Origin of the sequence: Gluconobacter sp. GP1, from assembly GCF_032913585.1 — a bacterium.
GTDB classification, from domain to species: domain Bacteria; phylum Pseudomonadota; class Alphaproteobacteria; order Acetobacterales; family Acetobacteraceae; genus Gluconobacter; species Gluconobacter cerinus.
On record NZ_JASGXC010000004.1, the window covers coordinates 194,923 to 214,339 of the forward strand.

The following is a 19,417-nucleotide window of genomic DNA, read 5'->3' on the forward strand; positions in this document are numbered from 1 at the left end:
GGATCTGTCTTCAGCTTTGGGGAAAGGTCATGCTCTCAGGGAAGCGGCTGCTTCTGCTCCAGGAGCTGTCGTTCTTGGTAACTCGCTGCGGGGTCACCCTGCTGTGCACGTGCACTGGCGACCTCGGCTGGCGTGATGGTGGGGGAAGGCTTGATATTGCCGCGTGCAATCAGCCAGTTCAGAGTATCAGCAATCTGCTGGTCAGTGAGGCGATCACGATATGCGGGCATGGAATAGTTATAGCGATAGCCCTGAGTGGTGAAACTACCACGGAGGCCATTCAGAAGAACATTCGCGAGATAGTGGCGACCCTCAGGTGTTTGGGCGATGAAATCTACTCGGCCAACGAGGGGTGGTGTTTCCCCGGGCATTCCACTTCCGCCATGGTGGCAAATACCGCAGTTGGGCCCATAGACGGCTTGACCAGCCGGCTTCTTCCCGCAGCAGGCAAGCGCGAGACATCCAAGAAAAGCGATCCGTTTCATGGAAGAGGGGACTGCTGTTCCAGTTTCTGGCGTTCAAGCAGAACTTCCTGAGGTGACAGCGGATGTTTGCGCTCTTCAGCGATCTCAGCAGCCGTGAATGTTGGGCCCCCTGTGGCCATTTCTTTTCCTCCAACAAATGTCAGGATCCGTGCAATTTCATCATCTGAAAGGCGATGGAATGATGGCATGGAACTGTTGTAAGGAGCGCCACCCGCTGTAATTGGTCCGTCAAGACCATTCAGCAGCACGTGGATAATGTAGCGATGGCCTTCCGGAGTCAGGGCAATATGCCCAACCCGCCCGAAGATTGGAGCAACGGCTCGCACCTGCCCATGGCCACCATGATGGCAGATACTGCACTCGTTCGAATATTCTCGAGGGGCCTGTTCACGATTTTCCCACGCATGGCCAACCACAAAGACAATTGCCATGAAAATGGCAATAAACAGGGGAAGCCGGATTGCTGGGTCTAATCTGATCACAGAAGGTTTGTCGCATTTTCATGGTGCGTTCAGCAAGGGTGGCTCTTGGCAAAACCGTCCCGATAGGGCTCATGGGCGCATCAGAAGAAGAAAGCATGAGCGGCAAGGGACGTCTGGTACTGTATGTGGGGCCAATGTTTGCGGGAAAATCCTCGCATCTGATCAAGGCTGCGTCTGCGCATGAACGCGTTCTGGCACTGAAGCCGGGATTCGATACGCGTGACGGTGCCGAGCTGGTCAGTCGGGATGGCTCACATTTTGCAGCGCGCTCCGTGCGGCGCTGGCCGCCTCATTCCGAAGACTATTCACACATTGTTCTGGATGAAGTGCAGTTCATGGTCTCACCTCATTACGAGGGAGATATCGTTGCAGAGTTACAGTCTGCCCGATTGCGCGGAGCAACGGTCACTGTTGGCGGCCTGGATAGTGATTACCGCCAGGAGCCGTTTGAAATTGTATCGAGACTCATGCAGTTCGCCGATGAAATCATTCATCTGGAAGCTCGGTGCCATATCTGCAATCAGCCAGCCCAGTGGACTGCCAAGACACATGAGACTGGGCATCTTCTCGAAACGGGAGATCAGGAGCTTTATGAGGCCCGGTGCGATGAGCACTGGTGCCTGCCAGAGGTGCCTTGAGGCCTCTCTGGCAGAGCTGAAGTGAAGCAGCAGGACTTACTGCTGTCCGTTATTGACGCCCAGAAGCTGGAGCTTGAAGATGAGTGGGCTGTTGGGCGGAATGATGCCCATGGAGCGCTTCCCGTAGCCTAGCTTGGCTGGAAGATAGAGCATCCATTCATCGCCAACATGCATCATCGGCAGAGCTTCGAGCCAGCCATCAACCAAGCCATCCAGCGGCATTTCCATGTAGGCACCGCTGCCATGCTGGTCAGAGCTGTCAAAAATTCCGCCGTCTGGCAGGCGTCCTTCATAGATCACCATGATGGTGGAGCCACGATGTGGGCTTTCACCATCTTTGGGGCCTGACTTCAAAACCTTGTAGCTCAGGCCATCCGGGAGGGTTTTGACACCCGGCTCCGCCTGGACCTTCGCCATGAACTGTTCGGGCGTCAGTTCTGGCGCGTCTTCCTTGTGTCCGGCGCATCCTGCAAGGAGTGCGCCGCAAAGGGTCAAGGCTGATGTAAGGCGAAACAGGCTGGTCATGGTCCCCCGCTACTGGTTTGTACTTAGAGTGCGCCGCCGCGGCGGCCAATCTGACCACCCAGACGCAGGCGCAGGGCGTTGAGCTTGATAAAGCCCTGTGCGTCCTGCTGGTTATACGCGCCCTCGTCATCTTCAAATGTCACGACGCGGGTATCATACAGGCTGTTCGGGCTTTCGCGTCCGACGCAAACGACATTGCCCTTATAGAGTTTCATGCGAACACGGCCGTTGACGGAATGCTGGCTGGCATCAATCAGAGCCTGAAGCATCCGGCGCTCGGGGGAGAACCAGAAACCGTTATAGATCAGCTCCGCATAGCGCGGCATGATGCTGTCCTTGAGGTGGGCAGCTTCACGATCCAGCGTGATGCTCTCGATGGAACGATGAGCGGCCAGCAGGATCGTGCCACCTGGCGTTTCGTAGATGCCGCGGGACTTCATGCCCACAAAGCGGTTCTCCACGATGTCCAGACGGCCGATGCCGTTGTCGCGGCCTAGTTCGTTCAGGCGTGTCAGCAGTGTTGCCGGGGTCATCGCAACGCCGTTGATGGCAACCGGGTCACCATTCACGAAGTCGATGCTGATTTCCGTAGCCTTGTCTGGCGCGGCTTCCGGGGAAATCGTGCGCTGGAAGACGATTTCGTCAGGCGCGACAGCCGGATCTTCGAGCAGCTTGCCTTCGGACGAGGAGTGCAGAAGGTTGGCGTCAACGGAGAACGGGGCTTCGCCACGCTTGTCCTTCGTGACAGGGATCTGGTTTTCTTCTGCAAACTCAAGCAGCTTCGTCCGGGATGTTAGTTCCCATTCGCGCCATGGGGAAATGACTTTCACGTCCGGCTTCAGGGCATAGTAGCCAAGTTCGAAACGGACCTGATCGTTGCCCTTGCCGGTTGCACCGTGGGCAACGGCATCTGCACCAACAGCTTCGGCGATTTCGATCTGGCGCTTGGCGATCAGCGGACGGGCGATGGACGTACCGAGGAGGTACTGGCCTTCATAAACCGTGTTCGCACGGAACATCGGGAAGACGTAATCCTTCACGAAGGTCTCGCGCAGATCCTCGACGAAGATTTCCTTCACGCCGAACATCTCGGCCTTCTTGCGGGCCGGCTCCAGCTCTTCGCCCTGACCAAGGTCAGCCGTAAAGGTCACGACCTCGCAGTTATAGGTCTTCTGGAGCCATCGAAGGATGACCGAAGTGTCCAGCCCGCCGGAATAGGCGAGAACGACTTTCTTGACGTCCTGATGGGCGCTCATAACTGCGTGGTCCTTAATGGTGTTCGTTCGGAAGGCGTTTCTAGCATCCCGCGTCCGTGAGGGAAACCGGGCGTCAGACGGTTTTGCGCTGACGCTCGCTTTCGGTTTTGAGCTGTCCGCAGGCTGCAAGAATGTCCTGGCCACGCGGTGTACGGATCGGGGCTGCAAATCCTGCATCCATCACGATCTTTGCAAACTTTGCGAGCTGCTCTTTTGTGGAAGGACGGAACTCTGATCCCGGCCACGGATTGAAAGGAATAAGGTTCACTTTCGCCGGCAGGTCCTTGATCAGGCGGACCAGCTCCCTTGCATCGGCTTCGCTATCATTCACGCCGCGCAGCATGATGTATTCGAAGGTGATGCGACGGGAATTGGACGCTGCAGGATAACGCTTGCAGGCCGCCATCAGTTCCTCGATCGGATACTTGCGGTTCAGAGGGACGATCTGATCGCGCAGTTCGTTCGTGACCGCATGCAGGGAAATGGCAAGGCCTACGCCCAGTTCTTCACCACAGCGATCCATCATCGGCACGACGCCTGACGTAGACAGCGTGATGCGGCGCCGGGAGAGAGCAATGCCTTCTCCATCCATGACGATGCGCATGGCTTTGGCGACGTTATCGTAGTTGTAGAGTGGTTCGCCCATTCCCATCAGAACGATGGTGGAGAGAAAGCGTGGCATGTCCGCGCTTGGGCTTGGCCACTCCTTGTAGCTGTCTCGTGCAGCCATGAACTGGCCGACAATTTCTGCTGGGCCGAGGTTGCGAACGAGCTTCTGCGTCCCTGTGTGGCAGAACGTGCAGGAGAGCGTACATCCGACCTGCGACGAAATGCAGACAGCGCCACGGTCTTCCTTACGATCAGGAATATAAACTGTTTCAGCTTCCTGACCGTCGCGAAAGCGGAAAAGAAATTTCCGCGTTGCATCCACCGACGTCTGTTCCGTCGTTGTCGTCGGGCGGCCGACGATGAAGTGGTCTGCAAGTTTCGCCTGAAGGGGTTTGGCGATTGTGCTCATCTTCGAGAAGTCGGTGGCACCCTGATGGTAGATCCAGTGCCAGATCTGTTTTGCGCGGAAAGGCTTTTCGCCAATTTCCGTCATCAGGGTTGCCAGCTCTTCGCGTGACATTCCGACCAGATCACGCCGTCCGTCTTCCAATCGTGCCTCAGGTGGGGCGAACAGGGCGGACTTTGCGCGAATGCGTTCGCGCTCCGCCTCATTCAGATCATCTGAAGCGATGGAATTGATACGGGGGAGGGTGTCGGGATGTTTCAAAGCGGTCATGGCGGCGGAGCCATAGCACGGGGAGGGCGCAGATTTCCAAGGGAAAGTGAGGTGATGCAAGAAAGATTAGACTCTTTGTACCATTCGGTACAAAATATGGTTTCTTCTTTGGTTCTGAAAGGTACGACATGCAAACGCGTTCGCCTGTGCCCCCATTCACGCGGGACACCGCTCTTCAGAAAGTTCGAGCGGCTGAAGATGCCTGGAACCGTCAAGATCCGGAGACAGTTGCGCTGGCCTATACGGCCGACAGTCGTTGGCGAAACCGGGATCAGTTTGTTCACGGGCGGTCTGAAATTAAGGCATTCCTGACGAGAAAATGGGAGAAGGAGCGTGAGTATCGGCTGATTAAGGAGCTTTGGGCATTTCACGAGAACCGGATCGCCGTCCGCTTTGTTTATGAGTGGCGAGATGGGCAGGGCCAATGGTGGCGATCGCACGGGAATGAAAACTGGGGTTTTGACGAGGCAGGCCTCATGGCAGAGCGGCATGCCAGCATCAATGATGTGCCAATCAAGGACGCTCAACGCCTGTTCCACTGGGAAGGCAAGGTTCGACCTGAGGGACATCCTGGACTGAGTGATTTGGGGCTATGACGGGATCAGGCGGCCGTAGCCGTACTGCTATCTTGCAAAATATCGCTGAGGTATTTCGTCAGTATGGGTACGAGGGGGCGTCTCTCAGTCGCTTCACAGCTGCGACGGGGCTGGGAAAAGGCAGCCTCTATAATTTCTTTCCGGAAGGGAAGAAGCAGATGGCTGCTGAAGTCCTGGAGCATATCCAGCGGTGGTTCGATGCTGAAATTTTTAGCCCTCTGGAAACGGAACAAGACCCCAAGGTCGGCCTGACAGCAATGTTCGAAGGTACCGAGCAGTACTTTAGGTCAGGCCAAAGAATTTGTCTGATGGGGTTGCTGGCCCTGAGCGTAGACACATCGTTTGCTATGCAGATTAGAAACTATTTTCTGCGATGGCAGGAAAGTCTGTCTCAGGCGTTCCAGAGGCAGGGGCGCTCGAAAAGCGACGCTGTTGATCTGTCTGAGGAAATCGTCAGTGGCATTCAGGGGGCATTGGTTTTGGCCCATGCTCGAGGCGACGCAGATGTTTTCAAACGTCGTCTTGAGGCGTTCAAGCTGCGTCTGGATCTTCCAGCGGGCCATTACGACGAGCGGCAATGAGAAACTCCCGATTGCCTTCGGGGCCAGTAATGGGGCTGGCTTCAACGCCCAGAACTTCCCATCCTGGAATGGCCGAGAGCCAGTCATGGATTTCGGCACAGACGCGTTCGTGAACGGCGGGGTCCCGTACCACGCCTTTTGCGCCGACTTCGTTTCGCCCGGCTTCAAATTGCGGCTTGATCAGAGCGATTGCCCAGGCATCCGGAGTTGTTAGCTTAAGCGCGGCGGCCAGCACGGTCTTAAGGCTGATAAAGCTGGCGTCGCAAACGACGATGCCTGCGCGTTCAGGAATCTGTTCCGCTGTGAGCGCGCGTGCGTTCGTCTTTTCCATGACGACGACGCGTTCATCAGAGCGGATTTTCCAAGCCAGCTGACCGTGCCCAACATCAACGGCATAAACTTTCGTCGCGCCGTGCGTGAGAAGGACATCCGTAAATCCGCCCGTTGAGGCACCGACATCAATGGCAATACGGCCTTTGGGGTCCAGCCCGAAATGCTCGATGCCGTGAATGAGTTTTAGGCCGCCGCGAGATACCCAGGGATGATCCTGCCCTTTGAGGGAAAGGGGGGCATCCTCTGGAAGCTGGTCTCCAGCCTTGGCGATGCGCCGATCCCCCGTATAGGCAAGACCTGCCATAATGAGGGACTGGGCACGAGTTCGGCTGTCAACCAGTCCCCGATCAACGAGGAGCTGGTCTGCGCGGCGTTTGGCCATGACTCAGGCAGACTGCTGGACGACTTCGACGCCCAGTGCAGCTGCTGCCGTGCGAACGATATGCGGAGCTGTCAGGCCAGCTTCGTCATATTGAACGTCAGGGGCATTATGATCGATGTACCTGTCCGGGAGAGCTAGTGGACGGAATTTCACCGTATCCAGCAGACCGGTTTCTGCAAGGTGCTGCACAACCAAGCTGCTGAAGCCGCCAATCGCACCTTCTTCAAGGGTGATGAGAACTTCATGCTGGCTGACCAGATCATCAACGAGCTTCGTATCGATCGGCTTGGCGAAGCGGGCGTCTGCTACCGTGACCGGTACGCCCTGAGCGGCCAGCTGGTCCGCTGCGCGCAAAGATTCGTGCAGACGTGTACCTAGCGACAGGATGGCAACACCTGCGCGGGCGCCAGGTGCCTGACGCGCTTCGCGAACGATGCGGCCCTTGCCGATTTCCTGCACTTCGCCCTTTTCCGGAAGGTCGAGGCCGATGCCGCTGCCACGGGGGTAACGGAAAGCAATCGGGCCAGCGTCGTATTCGCAAGCCGTTGCCGTAGCGTGCAGCAGCTCGATTTCGTCCGACGGTGCCATCACGACCATGTTTGGCAGGCAGCACAGATAGTTCAGGTCGAAAGACCCGGCATGCGTCGCGCCATCAGCACCTACCAGACCAGCGCGGTCGATGGCGAAGCGGACAGGAAGGTTCTGAAGCGCCACGTCGTGCACGACCTGATCATAGGCGCGCTGAAGGAACGTGGAGTAAATGGCGCAGAACGGACGCAGACCTTCGGACGCAATGCCTGCCGCAAAGGTGACGGCGTGCTGTTCGGCAATACCGACGTCAAAGAAGCGGTCCGGATAGGCTTTGGCGAAAGCTGTAAGACCTGTGCCGGAAGGCATAGCTGCCGTGATGGTAACGAGCTTATCGTCTGTCTTTGCGCGACGCAGAAGTTCACGGCTGAAAATCGACGTGTAGCTCGGCGGTCCAGCCGGAGCCTTCTTCTGCTCGCCTGTCACGACATTGAATTTGCTGACAGCGTGATATTTGTCGCCAGCAGCTTCGGCAGGCTTATAGCCGCGGCCTTTTTCCGTGATGATGTGGAGCAGGATCGGGCCTTGATCGTCCGCATCACGCAGGTTGCGCAGGATGGGGACGAGCTGGTTCATGTCATGGCCGTCAACCGGGCCGACATAGTAGAAACCCAGCTCTTCAAACAGCGTGCCACCTGTGATCATGCCACGGGCATATTCTTCAGCGCGCTTGGCCGTCCGCTCGATCTTGCCGGGCAGGCGCTTGGCAACCTTGCCAGCCAAGTCACGCAGACCGAAGAACTGGCGCGAAGACATCAGGCGGGACAGGTAGTTCGACATCGAACCCACCGGTGGTGCGATCGACATTTCATTGTCGTTCAGCACCACGATCAGGCGGTTCGCGCCCGGACCTGCAACAGCGGCGTTGTTCATGGCTTCGTAGGCCATGCCAGCGGAGATGGAGCCGTCACCAATGACCGCAATCACGTTGCGCTCATGGTAGCTCGGATCTTCTTCCGCGCGCAGGTGATGGGCCACAGCCATGCCAAGACCGGCAGAAATGGATGTGGACGAATGAGCGGCACCGAACGGGTCGTATTCGCTTTCTGCCCGGCGGGTGAAGCCCGAGAGGCCTTCCGGCTGACGCAGGGTGCGGATCCGATCACGACGGCCTGTCAGGATCTTGTGCGGGTAAGCCTGATGGCCAACATCCCAGATGATACGGTCATCCGGCGTGTTGAATACGGCGTGTAGCGCAACGGTCAGTTCGACGACGCCAAGAGAGGCGCCAAGGTGACCGCCGGTTGTGGAAACGGCGTCAACCGTTTCGGAGCGCAGTTCGTCGGCAAGCTGCTTGAGCTGATCGACGGAAAGATTCCGCATATCTGACGGCAGGGTCACGCGGTCCAGAACTGGATAGCGGCCGTATGTAGGAATCGTGGAAGACGGGTTGCTCATGAAATCAGTTCCTGCGCTCGACGACGTAGTCTGCAAGAGCCCTGAGGGCCGCGGCCTGTGCGCCGAAAGATGAAAGGGCCTCCCGGGCCTGATCGCTCAGGCGGCGGGCCTCGGCGCGGGCTCCGTCAATGCCAAGCAGGGAGACATAAGTGGATTTGCCGCTGGCTTCGTCCTTGCCAGCGGTTTTGCCGAGTTCCTCGGCGCTTGCGGTCGTGTCCAGAACATCGTCTGCAACCTGAAAGGCTGTTCCAAGATTCTGGCCGTAGGCGACGATGGCGTCCCGGCGATCATCCGTCACACCTGCCAGAATCGCTCCTGATTCGGCAGCATAGCGGATCAGGGCACCCGTTTTCAGGGCATGCAGGCGACGGACTTCATCCAGAGGGAGGGCACGGCCTTCCCCCCGGATATCGATGACCTGGCCACCAACCATTCCCGCTGCGCCTGAGGCACGAGCCAGGGCGAGTGCGAGGTTGGAGCGGATGGTGGCGTCGGAAGACGTTTCATCCTCAAGAAGGATCTCGAAAGCCCGTGTTTGAAGAGCGTCGCCAGCAAGAATGGCAATGGCTTCGTCAAACTGACGGTGCGTGGAGGGACGCCCACGGCGGAGATCATCGTCATCCATGGACGGAAGATCATCATGCACAAGAGAATATGCGTGAAGCAGTTCGACTGACGCCGCAACGCGCAGCGCAGCCTTGCGGTCTGCACCAAATAGAGACGCAACTTCTACGGCCAGAAAGCCACGAAGACGCTTTCCGCCACCGAGGGCAGCATAGCGCATGGCTTCAAGAAGAATGGATTCGTCACCCGGCACCATCGGGAGCAGGGCGTCGATTGTTGCTTCGATGTCCGTGCAGGCGTGGGCGAGAGCCTCCTTGAGGGAGGTGGACGTGGTGGCACTCATCGGCCGGTCTCTCCGGTATCGGCAAGAGGCTCCGTGCCTGTGCTGCCGTCATCGTTCTGGACAATGGCGCGCACACGCATCTCGGCCTCTCCCAGCTTTGCATCGCAGTGCTTGCGTAGGGCGGCACCGCGTTCATAGGCAGAAATGGCGTCTTCAAGCTTCATCTGTCCGCCTTCAAGGCCACGGACGATCCGCTCCAGCTCGGAGAGGGCATCTTCGAAAGACATGGCATCAATGGGTTCGGGCATGGAAAGCCTCAAGACACGCTTTGGGAAACAAGGTAGCGAGGGATTACAGCCAGATGACAGGTTTTGCCAGCCCTGTGCTTGGGAACGGGGGAGTTTCCTCAGGAGGGTTGCGTTTCTGCACGCCTGCGGATGACAAATGAAAGAACGCCAGCGCTCTCCGTGAAGGCCACCATCGCATGGCCTGTTTCGCGGCAATAAGACTGGAAATCCGCCACTGAAGCGCGATCCGTTGCCAGAATACGAAGGCGTGTTCCAGGCGCCATGTCACGCAGGGCGCGGTTCGCCTTGAGAACGGGCATGGGGCAGGCAAGACCGCGCAGGTCCAGCAGGGTCTCCGTCGGAGGTATCGTCATGACGTCTGTTATGCCCTGCGCCGTGCCGTGGGCCAAGTAACGGATTTCCCATTGCCGGAATAGCACGGTTTTTCTATAACTATGGCTTAATGCCACAAAGCGTCCTTCGGGGCGCTTTTTTTGTTTTTGAGGAACACATGGACAAACAGATCTCTGAAAGGCCGCCGTCTTCCGAGGGAAATGAGCATCGGGCTTACACGATCCGTATTTTGGAAGACCGTGTTCTTCGACTGGAAACAGTCGCTGGGGGGTTGTCAGATCGGTACGAACAACTGCGTACGGAGATGCGGCAGGAAATCAGTTCTCTGCGGGATCAGATGAAATCCCTGGAGACCAAGGTCGATAATGGTAACAGGATTGTGAATGGAAAGCTGGACCGTCTGATCGGTGGCCGGGCTGTTCTGACGGCGATAGTGACGCTGGCAACATCCATCCTCGGAACTGGGATGGTGCATTTCGCTCTGTCTCTCAGCACGCATTGAGGGGACGAGTCATGGAAGGTCTTGATGTCGGACAACTCAAGCATCTGGTGGTGGAGCCAGCCCTTGCAGCGCTCGGACTGGGCGGGACAGCAGCCGTTAATCTTCTGACGGGCACGGCACTGGCTGAGAGCAGAGGAGCCTACGTAAAGCAGATTGGGGGAGGGCCAGCGCTGGGGCTATGGCAAATGGAACCTGCAACCCACGACGATTGCTGGGCTAATTTTCTGCGTTTCCCGGTTGGGCAGCCATATGCTGGCATTCTGGAAAACATGCTGGCTCATGATCTGCCACGCAGTGCCCAGATGGTCAGTAATTTACGATATGCCTGTGCGATGGCGCGAATCCGGTTTTACCGTGTTCGGGAAGCACTGCCTGCGCCGCAGGATCCGTTTGCCTTAAGCCGGTATCACAAGGTGCATTACAACACCCCGCTCGGCGCGGCAGACCCTGTGGCCAATGTCGATTATTTCAGGAGAGCTGTTCAGGCTTAAAGCGAGAGCGATGCCGGGGACCTGTATGCATCACGCTCCCGACATCGCAGGTTTACCTTAGATCGGTATATTATGACCGAATAGTGGCGTAGCTGAATATGCCAATTATTTAATCTGATTTTTATGGGTATTTAACGAAGCGCGAAAAGCCTGTTTTGAGGATTGCCCTGGAATGTCGCGGGACCAGTGTGGGACAGGCGCAGTCCCCGATGAAGCCAGACGCTTCCGCCGATTTTGAGCCATCGACGACAAAATGCGAAGTCTTCGGAGAGATATGTTCTCGTCTCCGGGTCAATCATGCAGTCAAACAGGGCAAAAGGCTGCTGTGGGACCGAATGATCGGTGAGATGGCCACTTTGTTGAGCATCGATGCGCTCGTATTCGGTCTCAGGATAGGCGCTCATCATCTGGCTAATGGTGGCGCGCGTCAGCAGCATGAAGCCGGTTCCGATGTAAGAAACGGAAGTAATTTCGGCTGGCGGTGAAGTGTCATACAGCGCAGAGCAGTCGCCAACATAACGCAGGCTGGCGCTCTCCGGGGGTTCGCCTTTGCTCATGAACCGTTGGGTATTATGGTCCCAGTAGTGAGATTTGAGCGGGTAGGCTCCGCCGATAACTTGCTTGTCGGCGTTTAGAAGCGCTTGAATATCTGCAAACGAAAAACCAATGTCACTGTCTGCAAATAACAGGTGTGTAGCGTCTGTTTGGGTTATGAACTGGTGAAGAAGCGTATTGCGTGCCCGTGTAATCAAGGCGTCGCTTCCTAGTGTCGAGAGCGTCAGGCGAATATTGTGAGAAGGCGCTTCACTCATGCAGCTGATAATGGACTGCATGTATGCTTGGGTAACTGTTCCCCCAAAGCAGGGTGTCGCAATGAAGATGTGTGGAGCTGCGTTCATGGGGAGATAGTGTTCCATCTCCCCTTAAGAAAGGCTTAAAACTGAGCGGTCAAAGTTTGTTAGCCGCCCATGTGGCTTTGCAGAACCATATAGAAAAGAAACGCAGCATCGAGGCCGAGCACAATTGGCGTAAGGCGTTTGAAGTCCCGCAATGCGAGGGCCAATCCCGTATAAAGCAGCAAGCCGCAGGACAGGCTGAGCATGAAGTTTCCGGTGATCCCGGCGATGAGCAGCATCGTGAGGGGCGGAATAGCATCGGACGGGTTGGAGGCCACGCGGTGGAGGCTGCCAAGCATATTGAGGCCGACCAGAACTAGAACAGGCGCCGTCGCGATGGCCGGGATAGCTGTAATCAGTGGCCAGAAAATGGAGGAAGCTGCGAAAAGCAGGGCGACGATCAGGGCGCTCAGGCCAGTTCGGCCCCCAGCTTCGACACCTGCGAGGCTTTCGACATAGGCTGAAACCGTACAGGTCCCAAGGCTGGCCCCAATGATGCTGGCTGCGCCGTCAGATGCAAAAGCACGATGATCCAGCGCCGGTTTCTCGGGCGTTCCGTCCAGACCTGCACGATGGGCAACACTCATCATCGTTGCTGTCGCATCAAAAAAATCACTGATGAGGAAGTAGAGCGTGATGGGAACCAGAAGGCCGAGATGGGAGAAAAAACCTGCAAAATCAAAAGGGAGAAACAGATTGGTGGGATAATGCGGCCAGTCTACCATATGCGTGGGCAGGGTCGTGATTGCGCCCTTATCAGTATGAATGAACAGGCCTGCCACGGTCAGTGTCAGAATCGCCAGAAGAAGCCCGGCGGGTACTCTCAGAACCACGAGAACGGCACAGAGAAGTACGCCAGCTAGGCTGAGAATAACGGACGGATCACTCAGAGAACCGAACGTCAGTCCCTGAGCCGTAGGGACGGCAATGCCACTGGTGGTGAGGCCGATGCGTGCGATGAAAGCACCCAGCGCGACTTGAATGCCCAGGACAATTGAAGGCGGAAACCCGCGGATAATGCGCTGGCGTATCTGACTGAGAGAAAGTGCTGTGAAGCACAGACCGCTGAAAAGTACGACTGTAAAGGCGGTCCGTGGGCTCACATGGGCCTGCTGAACGACAACCTGCGCGAACAGAACGTTGCTGCTCATGGCCGGAGCTAGAGCGATTGGCAGTCTCGCCCACAAAGCCATGAGCAATGTGCCAGCGACTGCTCCTGCAATTGTGGTCATGACCATGTCGTGGCGATCCAGTCCCGCCGCCGACAGAATGGCTGGATTGACAGCGACGATATAGGCCATGGCCCCGAAAACCGTCAGGCCAGCGATGATCTCACGCGGAACGGTAGAGCCGCGGGCGGAAATATGAAACCAGCGGTCGAGTGTGGACAGCAACGATCAGGCACTCCGGCGGGAATGAAAATTTTGCTCAGCTATAGTGAAAAAAGTTCATTCCGCCATGGGGCCTTGGTGATTTTTCATTTCGGGTTCGTTTTTTGAGCCCATGCTTTTTTAACCTGAGCGGGTGTCAGGCGCTTCGCAGGCTTGCCAGAAGATGCCGCCTTTGACGGATGTGGCACACTGCTTGCTCCACCTCCTGTCGTCCCGCCTGGCGCAATGCCGGCAGCCGGGTTCGTGTTGGCTTCCCGTACGGCACGTTCACAGGCTGAGCCTTCCCCAACACCCAGTTGAATCGTTGGGATGAGTGCAGCAGGCGGGAAGAGAACACCAAGGCCTACGGACGCTGCAACACGCCCTACCAGTTCTGCGCCGGGCAGAATATTGGGGCCGCTGAGGGGGCCAAAAATATGCACTGCGCCTGGAAGAGAGAGGATCTGCGGGTGAATTGAGCGGGTGGTGACAGCATAGTCGAGAGTATCGTTGTGGAAATTGACTGTTCCCGTTCCGGTCGTGCGGGTGGTTTCTGTCTGGAGCAGTAGAGACTTGGTTTTCAGAATGCCGCTGTCCAGCGGCATATCAGCGACCAGACATTCAAGTCTCGATCGGTTTGGAATTCCAAGAGCGGACAAAACTGCTGATCCCAGCTTTAGCCCCAGCAGATCTGGAAGAAGGGCCGTAACGTCTCCGCCCCGATCCAGCACAAGTGTGGTTCCGCCATCTCCGTTCGCGACCAGCGATGCGACAGAATTTCCTGTTGATGTCAGCGTGACATGGCCACCGATCGTTCCTTCACCTTTGAAGGTGTCTGTTGCTTTCATGATCTGAGAGAGGGGGAGGCGAGAAACATCAAGACGAAACTTGGTCCGGAACTGCTCATTCTTCGTTGGTTCCAGGGTCGCAGCGGCGCTGATTTTCCCGGATCCTGTCGCAAAAGTCAGATGTTTCAGATCAATAGCGCCGTCTTTGACCTCGAACTCCGTATCGATGTTGTCCAGCGGCAGGTCTTTGTTGCGGATATGATCACCGTGATATGTCACATGTGCATTCACAGCATTCAGCTTGGGAACATTGATTTTCTGATCGGGCAGCACGCTTTTGCTTGGAGGAGCGGTTTTCTTTGCCTCGCCTGTTTTTGCTCCGATGAACCCACCGAGATCCGCCAGATCGACTGAGCGCGAGTGTAAGGCAGCCTCTACGAAAGGTGGTTTCAGGTGGGGATTGACGTTGATGTCTCCACCAATGTCAGACGATCCCATCTTCCCTTCAAATTTCTGGAAACGAATGGCATTTTCGGAATATCCGAGGTTGCCCGTGATGCTGTAGGCCGGAGTGTGCGGCACAGGAACACCCGTCAGTCCATAAAGCAAAGACATATCTGGGCCCGCGAAGTGAAGGGCGAGCTTTGTTCCCTTGAAGTGCAGCGGATCGTCGACTGTTCCCTTGAGGGCTACGTAGGTTGGGCCGTTAGCGATACGACCATCAATGGGGTACGGCTCAGCAGGCTTGGTGAGCGAGAGAAGAGCTCCACCAACAATGTGCCCGTTGATTGGTGCCTGAGCGTAGCGCCCCTTGAGATCAACGACGACGTTTCCTTTTTGATTGGCCTGAGCCGGTGTTGTGTGAACAAGCACGTGCATATCGGTTTTCAACTGAGCAAGTGCCAGATGAATGTCCGCATTCTGGATGTCGATTTCGCCGAGATCCGGTAGCGTTGTTGTGCTTGAGGATGAGGCCGATTGGTTATCTTTGGATGTGTCGCCGAACGTATAATTATTACGGCCGTTCATCAGGGAAATGATGTCGCCTCTCGGCGTATCCATGCGGATTACCGGGATAAAAAGGCCACGTCCGGTCAAATAGCGCCAGACATCCACTTTCACTGTCAGGGATTTGGCAGACGCAAAGTCGGCCTTTTCTTTTTCAAAGCCTTCGGGTTGGGAAATTTTCAGGTCGTCGACCGTGACGCTGGTGCGCAGGCCAGGTGAAACGTGAAGATGAGCAATGCTGACCGGGCGATGCAGTGCCGCAGAGGCTTTGCGATTGATGAGCGGGACGAACCAGTCCCATTGCCAGACAAGCACCAGAACGATGATGGCAATGGCGAGAGCGCCCAAAAAGCCACCTGCAACTTTTAGAACAGGATGCTTGCGACGAACCTTTTGGGACGAGGCATCACTCATCATTGAAACTCCACATCACGAAAAATCTGGCCGAAGAAGAAATATGACTGCATTGGTATGAATACGATTTGCAGCCGACCCAGTTGCGCCTGAAGACACGAAGAGCGTGGAAAATGAGTGAAACCGTGAACGATATCAGAGCCGAGCATGATCCCCTGACAGCCTTGCGTCAGGTCAGTCGCACTGTGCATGAACGGGTCGATCAGGCGTATTCACGTTTCAATCTGTCAGATCCAACGTCTTATGGTGCGTTTCTGCAGGCCCATGCGAAGGTGTTACCTATTGTGGAGCAGTGGCTTGCCACGCAGCATGATTTACCAGCATGGAGCGGTCGCACTGATCTTTTGCAACGCGACCTACAGACTCTTGGCCACTCACTGCCACCAGCGCTGGATTGGCATCCCCCAACGGGAGCGGGAGGTGCTCTGGGTGCTCTCTATGTGCTGGAAGGATCTCGCCTTGGCGGCAAGATGCTGTCAGCGCAGGTGGGGGCAGGGCTACCCCGGGAATATTTGTCGGCAGCGCATGAAAAAGGTGGCTGGCCCGCCTTCCTTCAGATGCTGCGTGAGCGACTTTTCACCGGGGATGCGACTTATCGGGCTGCGGTCATGGATGGTGTGACGGCAACGTTTGATCTGTTTCGGAAGGCAGCTGTTACGGACTGACGGGCCGGACACTCAACGGAACGAGCCCTGGGAATGTGACGGCCAACTGTTCTGCCTCTGTGGGAGAGAGCATGGCAATTGCACACCCCAGTGCAGTTGCATCAGGGGCAGGAAGTCTTTCAATGCCCCGAAGCAGCGCTTCTAGTGTGTGTCCGCCCTGACTCAGCACCATCAACGCCGTGAGGCGTGCGTAGAGCTCGGACGTGGCTTCTTGAGGGAACAGCGTGGGATCAGGGATTTCAAAATCGACACTCTGCCCCGTGATTGCAGAAGCCATACTCTGGTCTTCTGGGCGGAAACGTAAGGGAACGGCTGCGAGAAGCGATGGAGAGCCTGTGATGTTCAGGCATGGTGCCTGGCAGGGGCGCTCAGGAAAAAGAAATGCAGGGTATGGCGAGACTGAACTGATCTCGACAGCAAGGATCATCCGGACATGCCGGGTAGGGTCCAGATCAGTCGCTGGAAGAGCAACAAGTTGCTCTGTGTGCAGGTCCAGCACGAAAGGCTGTGTCTCACTGAACGCGTAAAATTGAAAATCAGGAAACGTGCTGTCATCTTCCGCAGAAAGCGCGGAGGCACTGAGACCAAGCTTTTCCAATGTATTTTCGTCATGGTGGACTACGGTCTGGCGAAGGCGCCAGTAAAGATCGGTCAAACCTGACTGAACAAGCGCAGCGGCAATTCGGCGCGTTTCCGGTAGCCAACGCTGCGGTCCTGTTTCTAATGCATCATTGCGATCAAAATGTTTCCAGGCCTCTTCTGGCGTTTCACTTGAACCGCGTTGGAAAAAGCTCTGGCGATCGCCTGCTGCGTAATGAAGAACGCGTGCATGAGACCAGTCAGGATGGGAATTGATACGCCCGAAAGGGTCAGGCAAAGCGCTTTCGAACCGGTCAGCCGGTAAAAGGGTTCGCGTGACCCTGTGGTCAGCAGTCTCAAGAAGTGCGTGATGCGTGAAGGCTTGGCTTGGTGCAAAGGGCGAGGGTGTTTCATGGCCATTGGAACCAAACAGACACCAGTTTACCGGAATGGGCTGCCCATTTGCCAAACCCAGAAACTCTTCAAGAGACGAGGCCTGCTCAAGATGCAGATATTCGTCTGCGGCAAGGATCATCATCCAATCGAATTCGGCGCGCCCATGCTCAAAAACAGTTTTTTGAAAGGCTGTCTGGCGCTCCAGACGATCGGGGATGGTCTTGTCCGATCGTTGAAGACGAATGTCGTAAAAAGAAGCGGCATTGGAAAGAAGAGTCCAGGTGCCGTCAGTTGAATGATCGTCGCAGACGATCAGTGTTGAGAACCCAATCGTGGCATGGTGACTGAGCCACCAGCCGATGTTGTCGGCCTCGTTATGGACGAACAGGACAGCGGCTGTTTTGGGCATAAGGCTGGGTTAATCCATTTTGAGGGCTGCGAGGAAGGCACTCTGCGGAATTTCGACCTTACCAAACTGTCTCATCCGTTTCTTGCCTTCTTTCTGCTTGTCCAGAAGTTTGCGCTTACGGGAGATGTCACCACCATAGCATTTCGCCGTCACGTCCTTGGAGAGCGCGCCAATGGTTTCACGGGCGATGACCTTGGAGCCGATAGCGGCCTGAATGGCGATCTTGAAGAGCTGCTTGGGGATCAGATCCTTGAGCTTGCCACAGATTGCACGACCGCGTGTCTCAGCTACGGTGCGGTGGGCAACAAAGGACAGCGCATCCACTGGCTCATGATTGACCAGAATGGAAATGCGTACCAGGTCGCTCTCTTCGTATCCATCAACCTGATAGTCGAAGGACGCATATCCGCGGGTCAGGGATTTCAGACGATCATAGAAGTCAAACACAACTTCATTGAGCGGCAGACGATAGACGGCCATCGCACGGTTGCCGACATACGTGAGATCGACCTGAATACCGCGACGTTCTGAGCAGAGTGTCAGCACGGAACCCAGATATTCATCCTGAACCATGATCGTAGCCTTGATCCAAGGCTCTTCAATGGTTTCGATTTGGGCAGGATCCGGCATGTCTGCAGGGTTATGCAGTTCTTCCTTCGTGCCGTTCGTCAGTGTCATGCGATAGACGACAGACGGCGCGGTGGCGATCAGATCCAGATTGAATTCGCGGGAGAGGCGTTCCTGGATGATCTCCAGATGAAGCAGTCCGAGGAATCCGCAGCGGAAGCCGAAGCCAAGAGCGGCAGAGCTTTCCGCTTCGAAGTGGAAAGATGCATCGTTCAGTCGCAGCTTACCAAGGCTGTCACGCAGCTTCTCGAAATCGTCGGCATCGATTGGGAAGAGGCCGCACCACACCACAGGGATGGAAGGCTTGAAGCCTGCAAGCGCCTTTTCGGCCGGCTTGCGATCCAGGGTAATTGTGTCACCGACCGCGACGTCCGCAACGGTTTTGATGGCTGCATTAATGAAGCCCATCTCACCTGGGCCAAGCTCATCAACGTTGGTCATCTTGGGCAGGAACACACCAACCTGATCAACGTGATAGGTCGATCCGGCCTGCATCATACGAATGCGGTCGCCACGCTTGACGGTGCCATTCATGACGCGGATCAGAATGATGACGCCGAGGTAAGCATCGTACCAGCTATCCACCAGAAGAGCCTGAAGCGGTGCTGAACGGTCACCCTTCGGCGCAGGCAGACGCGTTACAAGTGCTTCAAGGACGCCTTCGATGTTGATGCCGGTCTTGGCGCTGATTTCCACAGCGTCGTCTGCCGGGATGCCAATGACCTCTTCGATCTGCGTGCGAACACGCTCCGGCTCGGCTGCCGGAAGGTCGATCTTGTTCAGAACCGGTACGATTTCGTGGTTCGCGTCGATCGCCTGATAGACGTTTGCCAGCGTCTGGGCTTCCACGCCTTGGGACGCATCCACAACCAGCAGTGACCCTTCACAGGCGGCAAGCGAGCGACTGACTTCATATGCAAAGTCAACGTGGCCCGGCGTGTCCATGAGGTTCAGCGTGTAGATGTTCCCATCTTTGGCCGGGTACGTCAGGCGAACCGTTTGTGCCTTGATGGTAATGCCGCGCTCCTGCTCCAGCTCCATCGAATCGAGGACCTGAGCTTTCATCTCACGAGCCGTGAGAGCGCCACAGGCCTGGATCAGGCGGTCTGCAAGCGTCGATTTACCGTGGTCGATATGCGCAATGATCGAGAAATTGCGAATGAGGGAGAGCGGGGTTTCGGTCATGGCAGGTTACATACGGGATTATCGCAGGAATGTCAGCAGACCTGCGGAAA

Annotated in this window: 21 protein-coding genes; 6 read left to right on the forward strand and 15 right to left on the reverse strand. The window is 56.3% G+C overall.

Annotation, left to right across the window (positions count from 1 at the left end; all coding sequences use genetic code 11):
• Window positions 1-35: 35 nt before the first annotated feature.
• A complete protein-coding gene (locus R5H23_RS12325; protein ID WP_064274981.1) occupies window positions 36-485 on the reverse strand; it encodes a cytochrome c in 450 nt (149 codons plus the stop codon).
• On the reverse strand, window positions 482-967 hold the full coding sequence (locus R5H23_RS12330; RefSeq protein WP_317215592.1) for a cytochrome c: 486 nt from the start codon (window positions 965-967) through the stop codon (window positions 482-484). The genes R5H23_RS12325 and R5H23_RS12330 overlap by 4 nt, the downstream gene beginning before the upstream one ends.
• A gap of 20 nt (window positions 968-987) precedes the next feature.
• On the opposite strand from R5H23_RS12330, the gene R5H23_RS12335 reads away from it, so the two are divergent.
• A complete protein-coding gene (locus tag R5H23_RS12335) occupies window positions 988-1,605 on the forward strand; it encodes a thymidine kinase (protein WP_317215593.1) in 618 nt (205 codons plus the stop codon).
• Window positions 1,606-1,641: 36 nt separating this feature from the next.
• On the opposite strand, the gene R5H23_RS12340 is transcribed toward R5H23_RS12335, so the two are convergent.
• From R5H23_RS12340 to rlmN, 3 genes are all read right to left on the reverse strand, one after another.
• Window positions 1,642-2,130, reverse strand: a complete 489-nt coding sequence (locus R5H23_RS12340; protein ID WP_086633024.1) for an FKBP-type peptidyl-prolyl cis-trans isomerase — start codon at window positions 2,128-2,130, stop codon at window positions 1,642-1,644.
• Window positions 2,131-2,153: 23 nt separating this feature from the next.
• A complete protein-coding gene (locus R5H23_RS12345) occupies window positions 2,154-3,386 on the reverse strand; it encodes an argininosuccinate synthase (RefSeq protein ID WP_046901287.1) in 1,233 nt (410 codons plus the stop codon).
• Window positions 3,387-3,459: 73 nt separating this feature from the next.
• Complete coding sequence (gene rlmN, locus R5H23_RS12350; RefSeq protein WP_317215594.1) at window positions 3,460-4,671, reverse strand: 23S rRNA (adenine(2503)-C(2))-methyltransferase RlmN; 1,212 nt, start codon at window positions 4,669-4,671, stop codon at window positions 3,460-3,462.
• A gap of 128 nt (window positions 4,672-4,799) precedes the next feature.
• Here rlmN and R5H23_RS12355 point away from each other — a divergent pair, with 128 nt between their 5' ends.
• Both R5H23_RS12355 and R5H23_RS12360 read left to right on the forward strand, forming a co-directional pair.
• Window positions 4,800-5,267, forward strand: coding sequence for a nuclear transport factor 2 family protein (locus R5H23_RS12355; RefSeq protein ID WP_211510126.1), 468 nt, complete (start codon window positions 4,800-4,802; stop codon window positions 5,265-5,267).
• Window positions 5,264-5,848: a TetR/AcrR family transcriptional regulator gene (locus tag R5H23_RS12360; RefSeq protein ID WP_317215595.1), complete on the forward strand. Its 585-nt coding sequence runs from the start codon at window positions 5,264-5,266 to the stop codon at window positions 5,846-5,848. The genes R5H23_RS12355 and R5H23_RS12360 overlap by 4 nt, the downstream gene beginning before the upstream one ends.
• Here the strand turns inward: R5H23_RS12360 and R5H23_RS12365 are convergent.
• From R5H23_RS12365 to R5H23_RS12385, 5 genes are all read right to left on the reverse strand, one after another.
• Complete coding sequence (locus R5H23_RS12365) at window positions 5,799-6,563, reverse strand: TlyA family RNA methyltransferase (RefSeq protein ID WP_211501413.1); 765 nt, start codon at window positions 6,561-6,563, stop codon at window positions 5,799-5,801. The genes R5H23_RS12360 and R5H23_RS12365 overlap by 50 nt on opposite strands.
• Window positions 6,564-6,566: 3 nt before the next feature.
• The gene (gene dxs / locus R5H23_RS12370) at window positions 6,567-8,549 is read right to left on the reverse strand and encodes a 1-deoxy-D-xylulose-5-phosphate synthase (protein ID WP_046901292.1); all 1,983 of its coding nucleotides are present in this window, start codon (window positions 8,547-8,549) and stop codon (window positions 6,567-6,569) included.
• 4 nt (window positions 8,550-8,553) lie between these two features.
• Window positions 8,554-9,456: a polyprenyl synthetase family protein gene (locus tag R5H23_RS12375; protein WP_086633029.1), complete on the reverse strand. Its 903-nt coding sequence runs from the start codon at window positions 9,454-9,456 to the stop codon at window positions 8,554-8,556.
• Window positions 9,453-9,704, reverse strand: coding sequence for an exodeoxyribonuclease VII small subunit (locus tag R5H23_RS12380; RefSeq protein WP_046901294.1), 252 nt, complete (start codon window positions 9,702-9,704; stop codon window positions 9,453-9,455). The genes R5H23_RS12375 and R5H23_RS12380 overlap by 4 nt, the downstream gene beginning before the upstream one ends.
• Before the next feature lie 98 nt (window positions 9,705-9,802).
• Entirely contained in the window at window positions 9,803-10,057 is a 255-nt protein-coding gene (locus R5H23_RS12385; RefSeq protein ID WP_046902033.1) for a sulfurtransferase TusA family protein, read from the reverse strand.
• 137 nt (window positions 10,058-10,194) lie between these two features.
• Here R5H23_RS12385 and R5H23_RS12390 point away from each other — a divergent pair, with 137 nt between their 5' ends.
• The gene (locus R5H23_RS12390; RefSeq protein WP_211516067.1) at window positions 10,195-10,539 is read left to right on the forward strand and encodes a hypothetical protein; all 345 of its coding nucleotides are present in this window, start codon (window positions 10,195-10,197) and stop codon (window positions 10,537-10,539) included.
• An 11-nt stretch (window positions 10,540-10,550) separates the two neighbouring features.
• Window positions 10,551-11,030: a hypothetical protein gene (locus R5H23_RS12395; RefSeq protein WP_211501415.1), complete on the forward strand. Its 480-nt coding sequence runs from the start codon at window positions 10,551-10,553 to the stop codon at window positions 11,028-11,030.
• Window positions 11,031-11,161: 131 nt separating this feature from the next.
• Here R5H23_RS12395 and R5H23_RS12400 read toward each other — a convergent pair whose 3' ends face one another.
• The 3 genes from R5H23_RS12400 to R5H23_RS12410 form a co-directional block, all read right to left on the reverse strand.
• Window positions 11,162-11,929 (reverse strand): hypothetical protein, encoded by a 768-nt coding sequence (locus R5H23_RS12400; protein WP_317215596.1) that lies wholly within the window; start codon window positions 11,927-11,929, stop codon window positions 11,162-11,164.
• Between the two features lie 59 nt (window positions 11,930-11,988).
• The gene (locus R5H23_RS12405; protein WP_211498433.1) at window positions 11,989-13,320 is read right to left on the reverse strand and encodes an NCS2 family permease; all 1,332 of its coding nucleotides are present in this window, start codon (window positions 13,318-13,320) and stop codon (window positions 11,989-11,991) included.
• An 83-nt stretch (window positions 13,321-13,403) separates the two neighbouring features.
• Entirely contained in the window at window positions 13,404-15,506 is a 2,103-nt protein-coding gene (locus tag R5H23_RS12410; protein ID WP_408874353.1) for an AsmA family protein, read from the reverse strand.
• Window positions 15,507-15,631: 125 nt separating this feature from the next.
• On the opposite strand from R5H23_RS12410, the gene R5H23_RS12415 reads away from it, so the two are divergent.
• Window positions 15,632-16,171: a biliverdin-producing heme oxygenase gene (locus tag R5H23_RS12415; RefSeq protein WP_317215598.1), complete on the forward strand. Its 540-nt coding sequence runs from the start codon at window positions 15,632-15,634 to the stop codon at window positions 16,169-16,171.
• Here R5H23_RS12415 and R5H23_RS12420 read toward each other — a convergent pair.
• Window positions 16,161-17,555, reverse strand: a complete 1,395-nt coding sequence (locus tag R5H23_RS12420; protein ID WP_317215599.1) for a glycosyltransferase family 2 protein — start codon at window positions 17,553-17,555, stop codon at window positions 16,161-16,163. The genes R5H23_RS12415 and R5H23_RS12420 overlap by 11 nt on opposite strands.
• A 9-nt stretch (window positions 17,556-17,564) precedes the next feature.
• Window positions 17,565-19,367: a translation elongation factor 4 gene (gene lepA, locus R5H23_RS12425; protein ID WP_086633035.1), complete on the reverse strand. Its 1,803-nt coding sequence runs from the start codon at window positions 19,365-19,367 to the stop codon at window positions 17,565-17,567.
• Window positions 19,368-19,417: the final 50 nt, after the last annotated feature.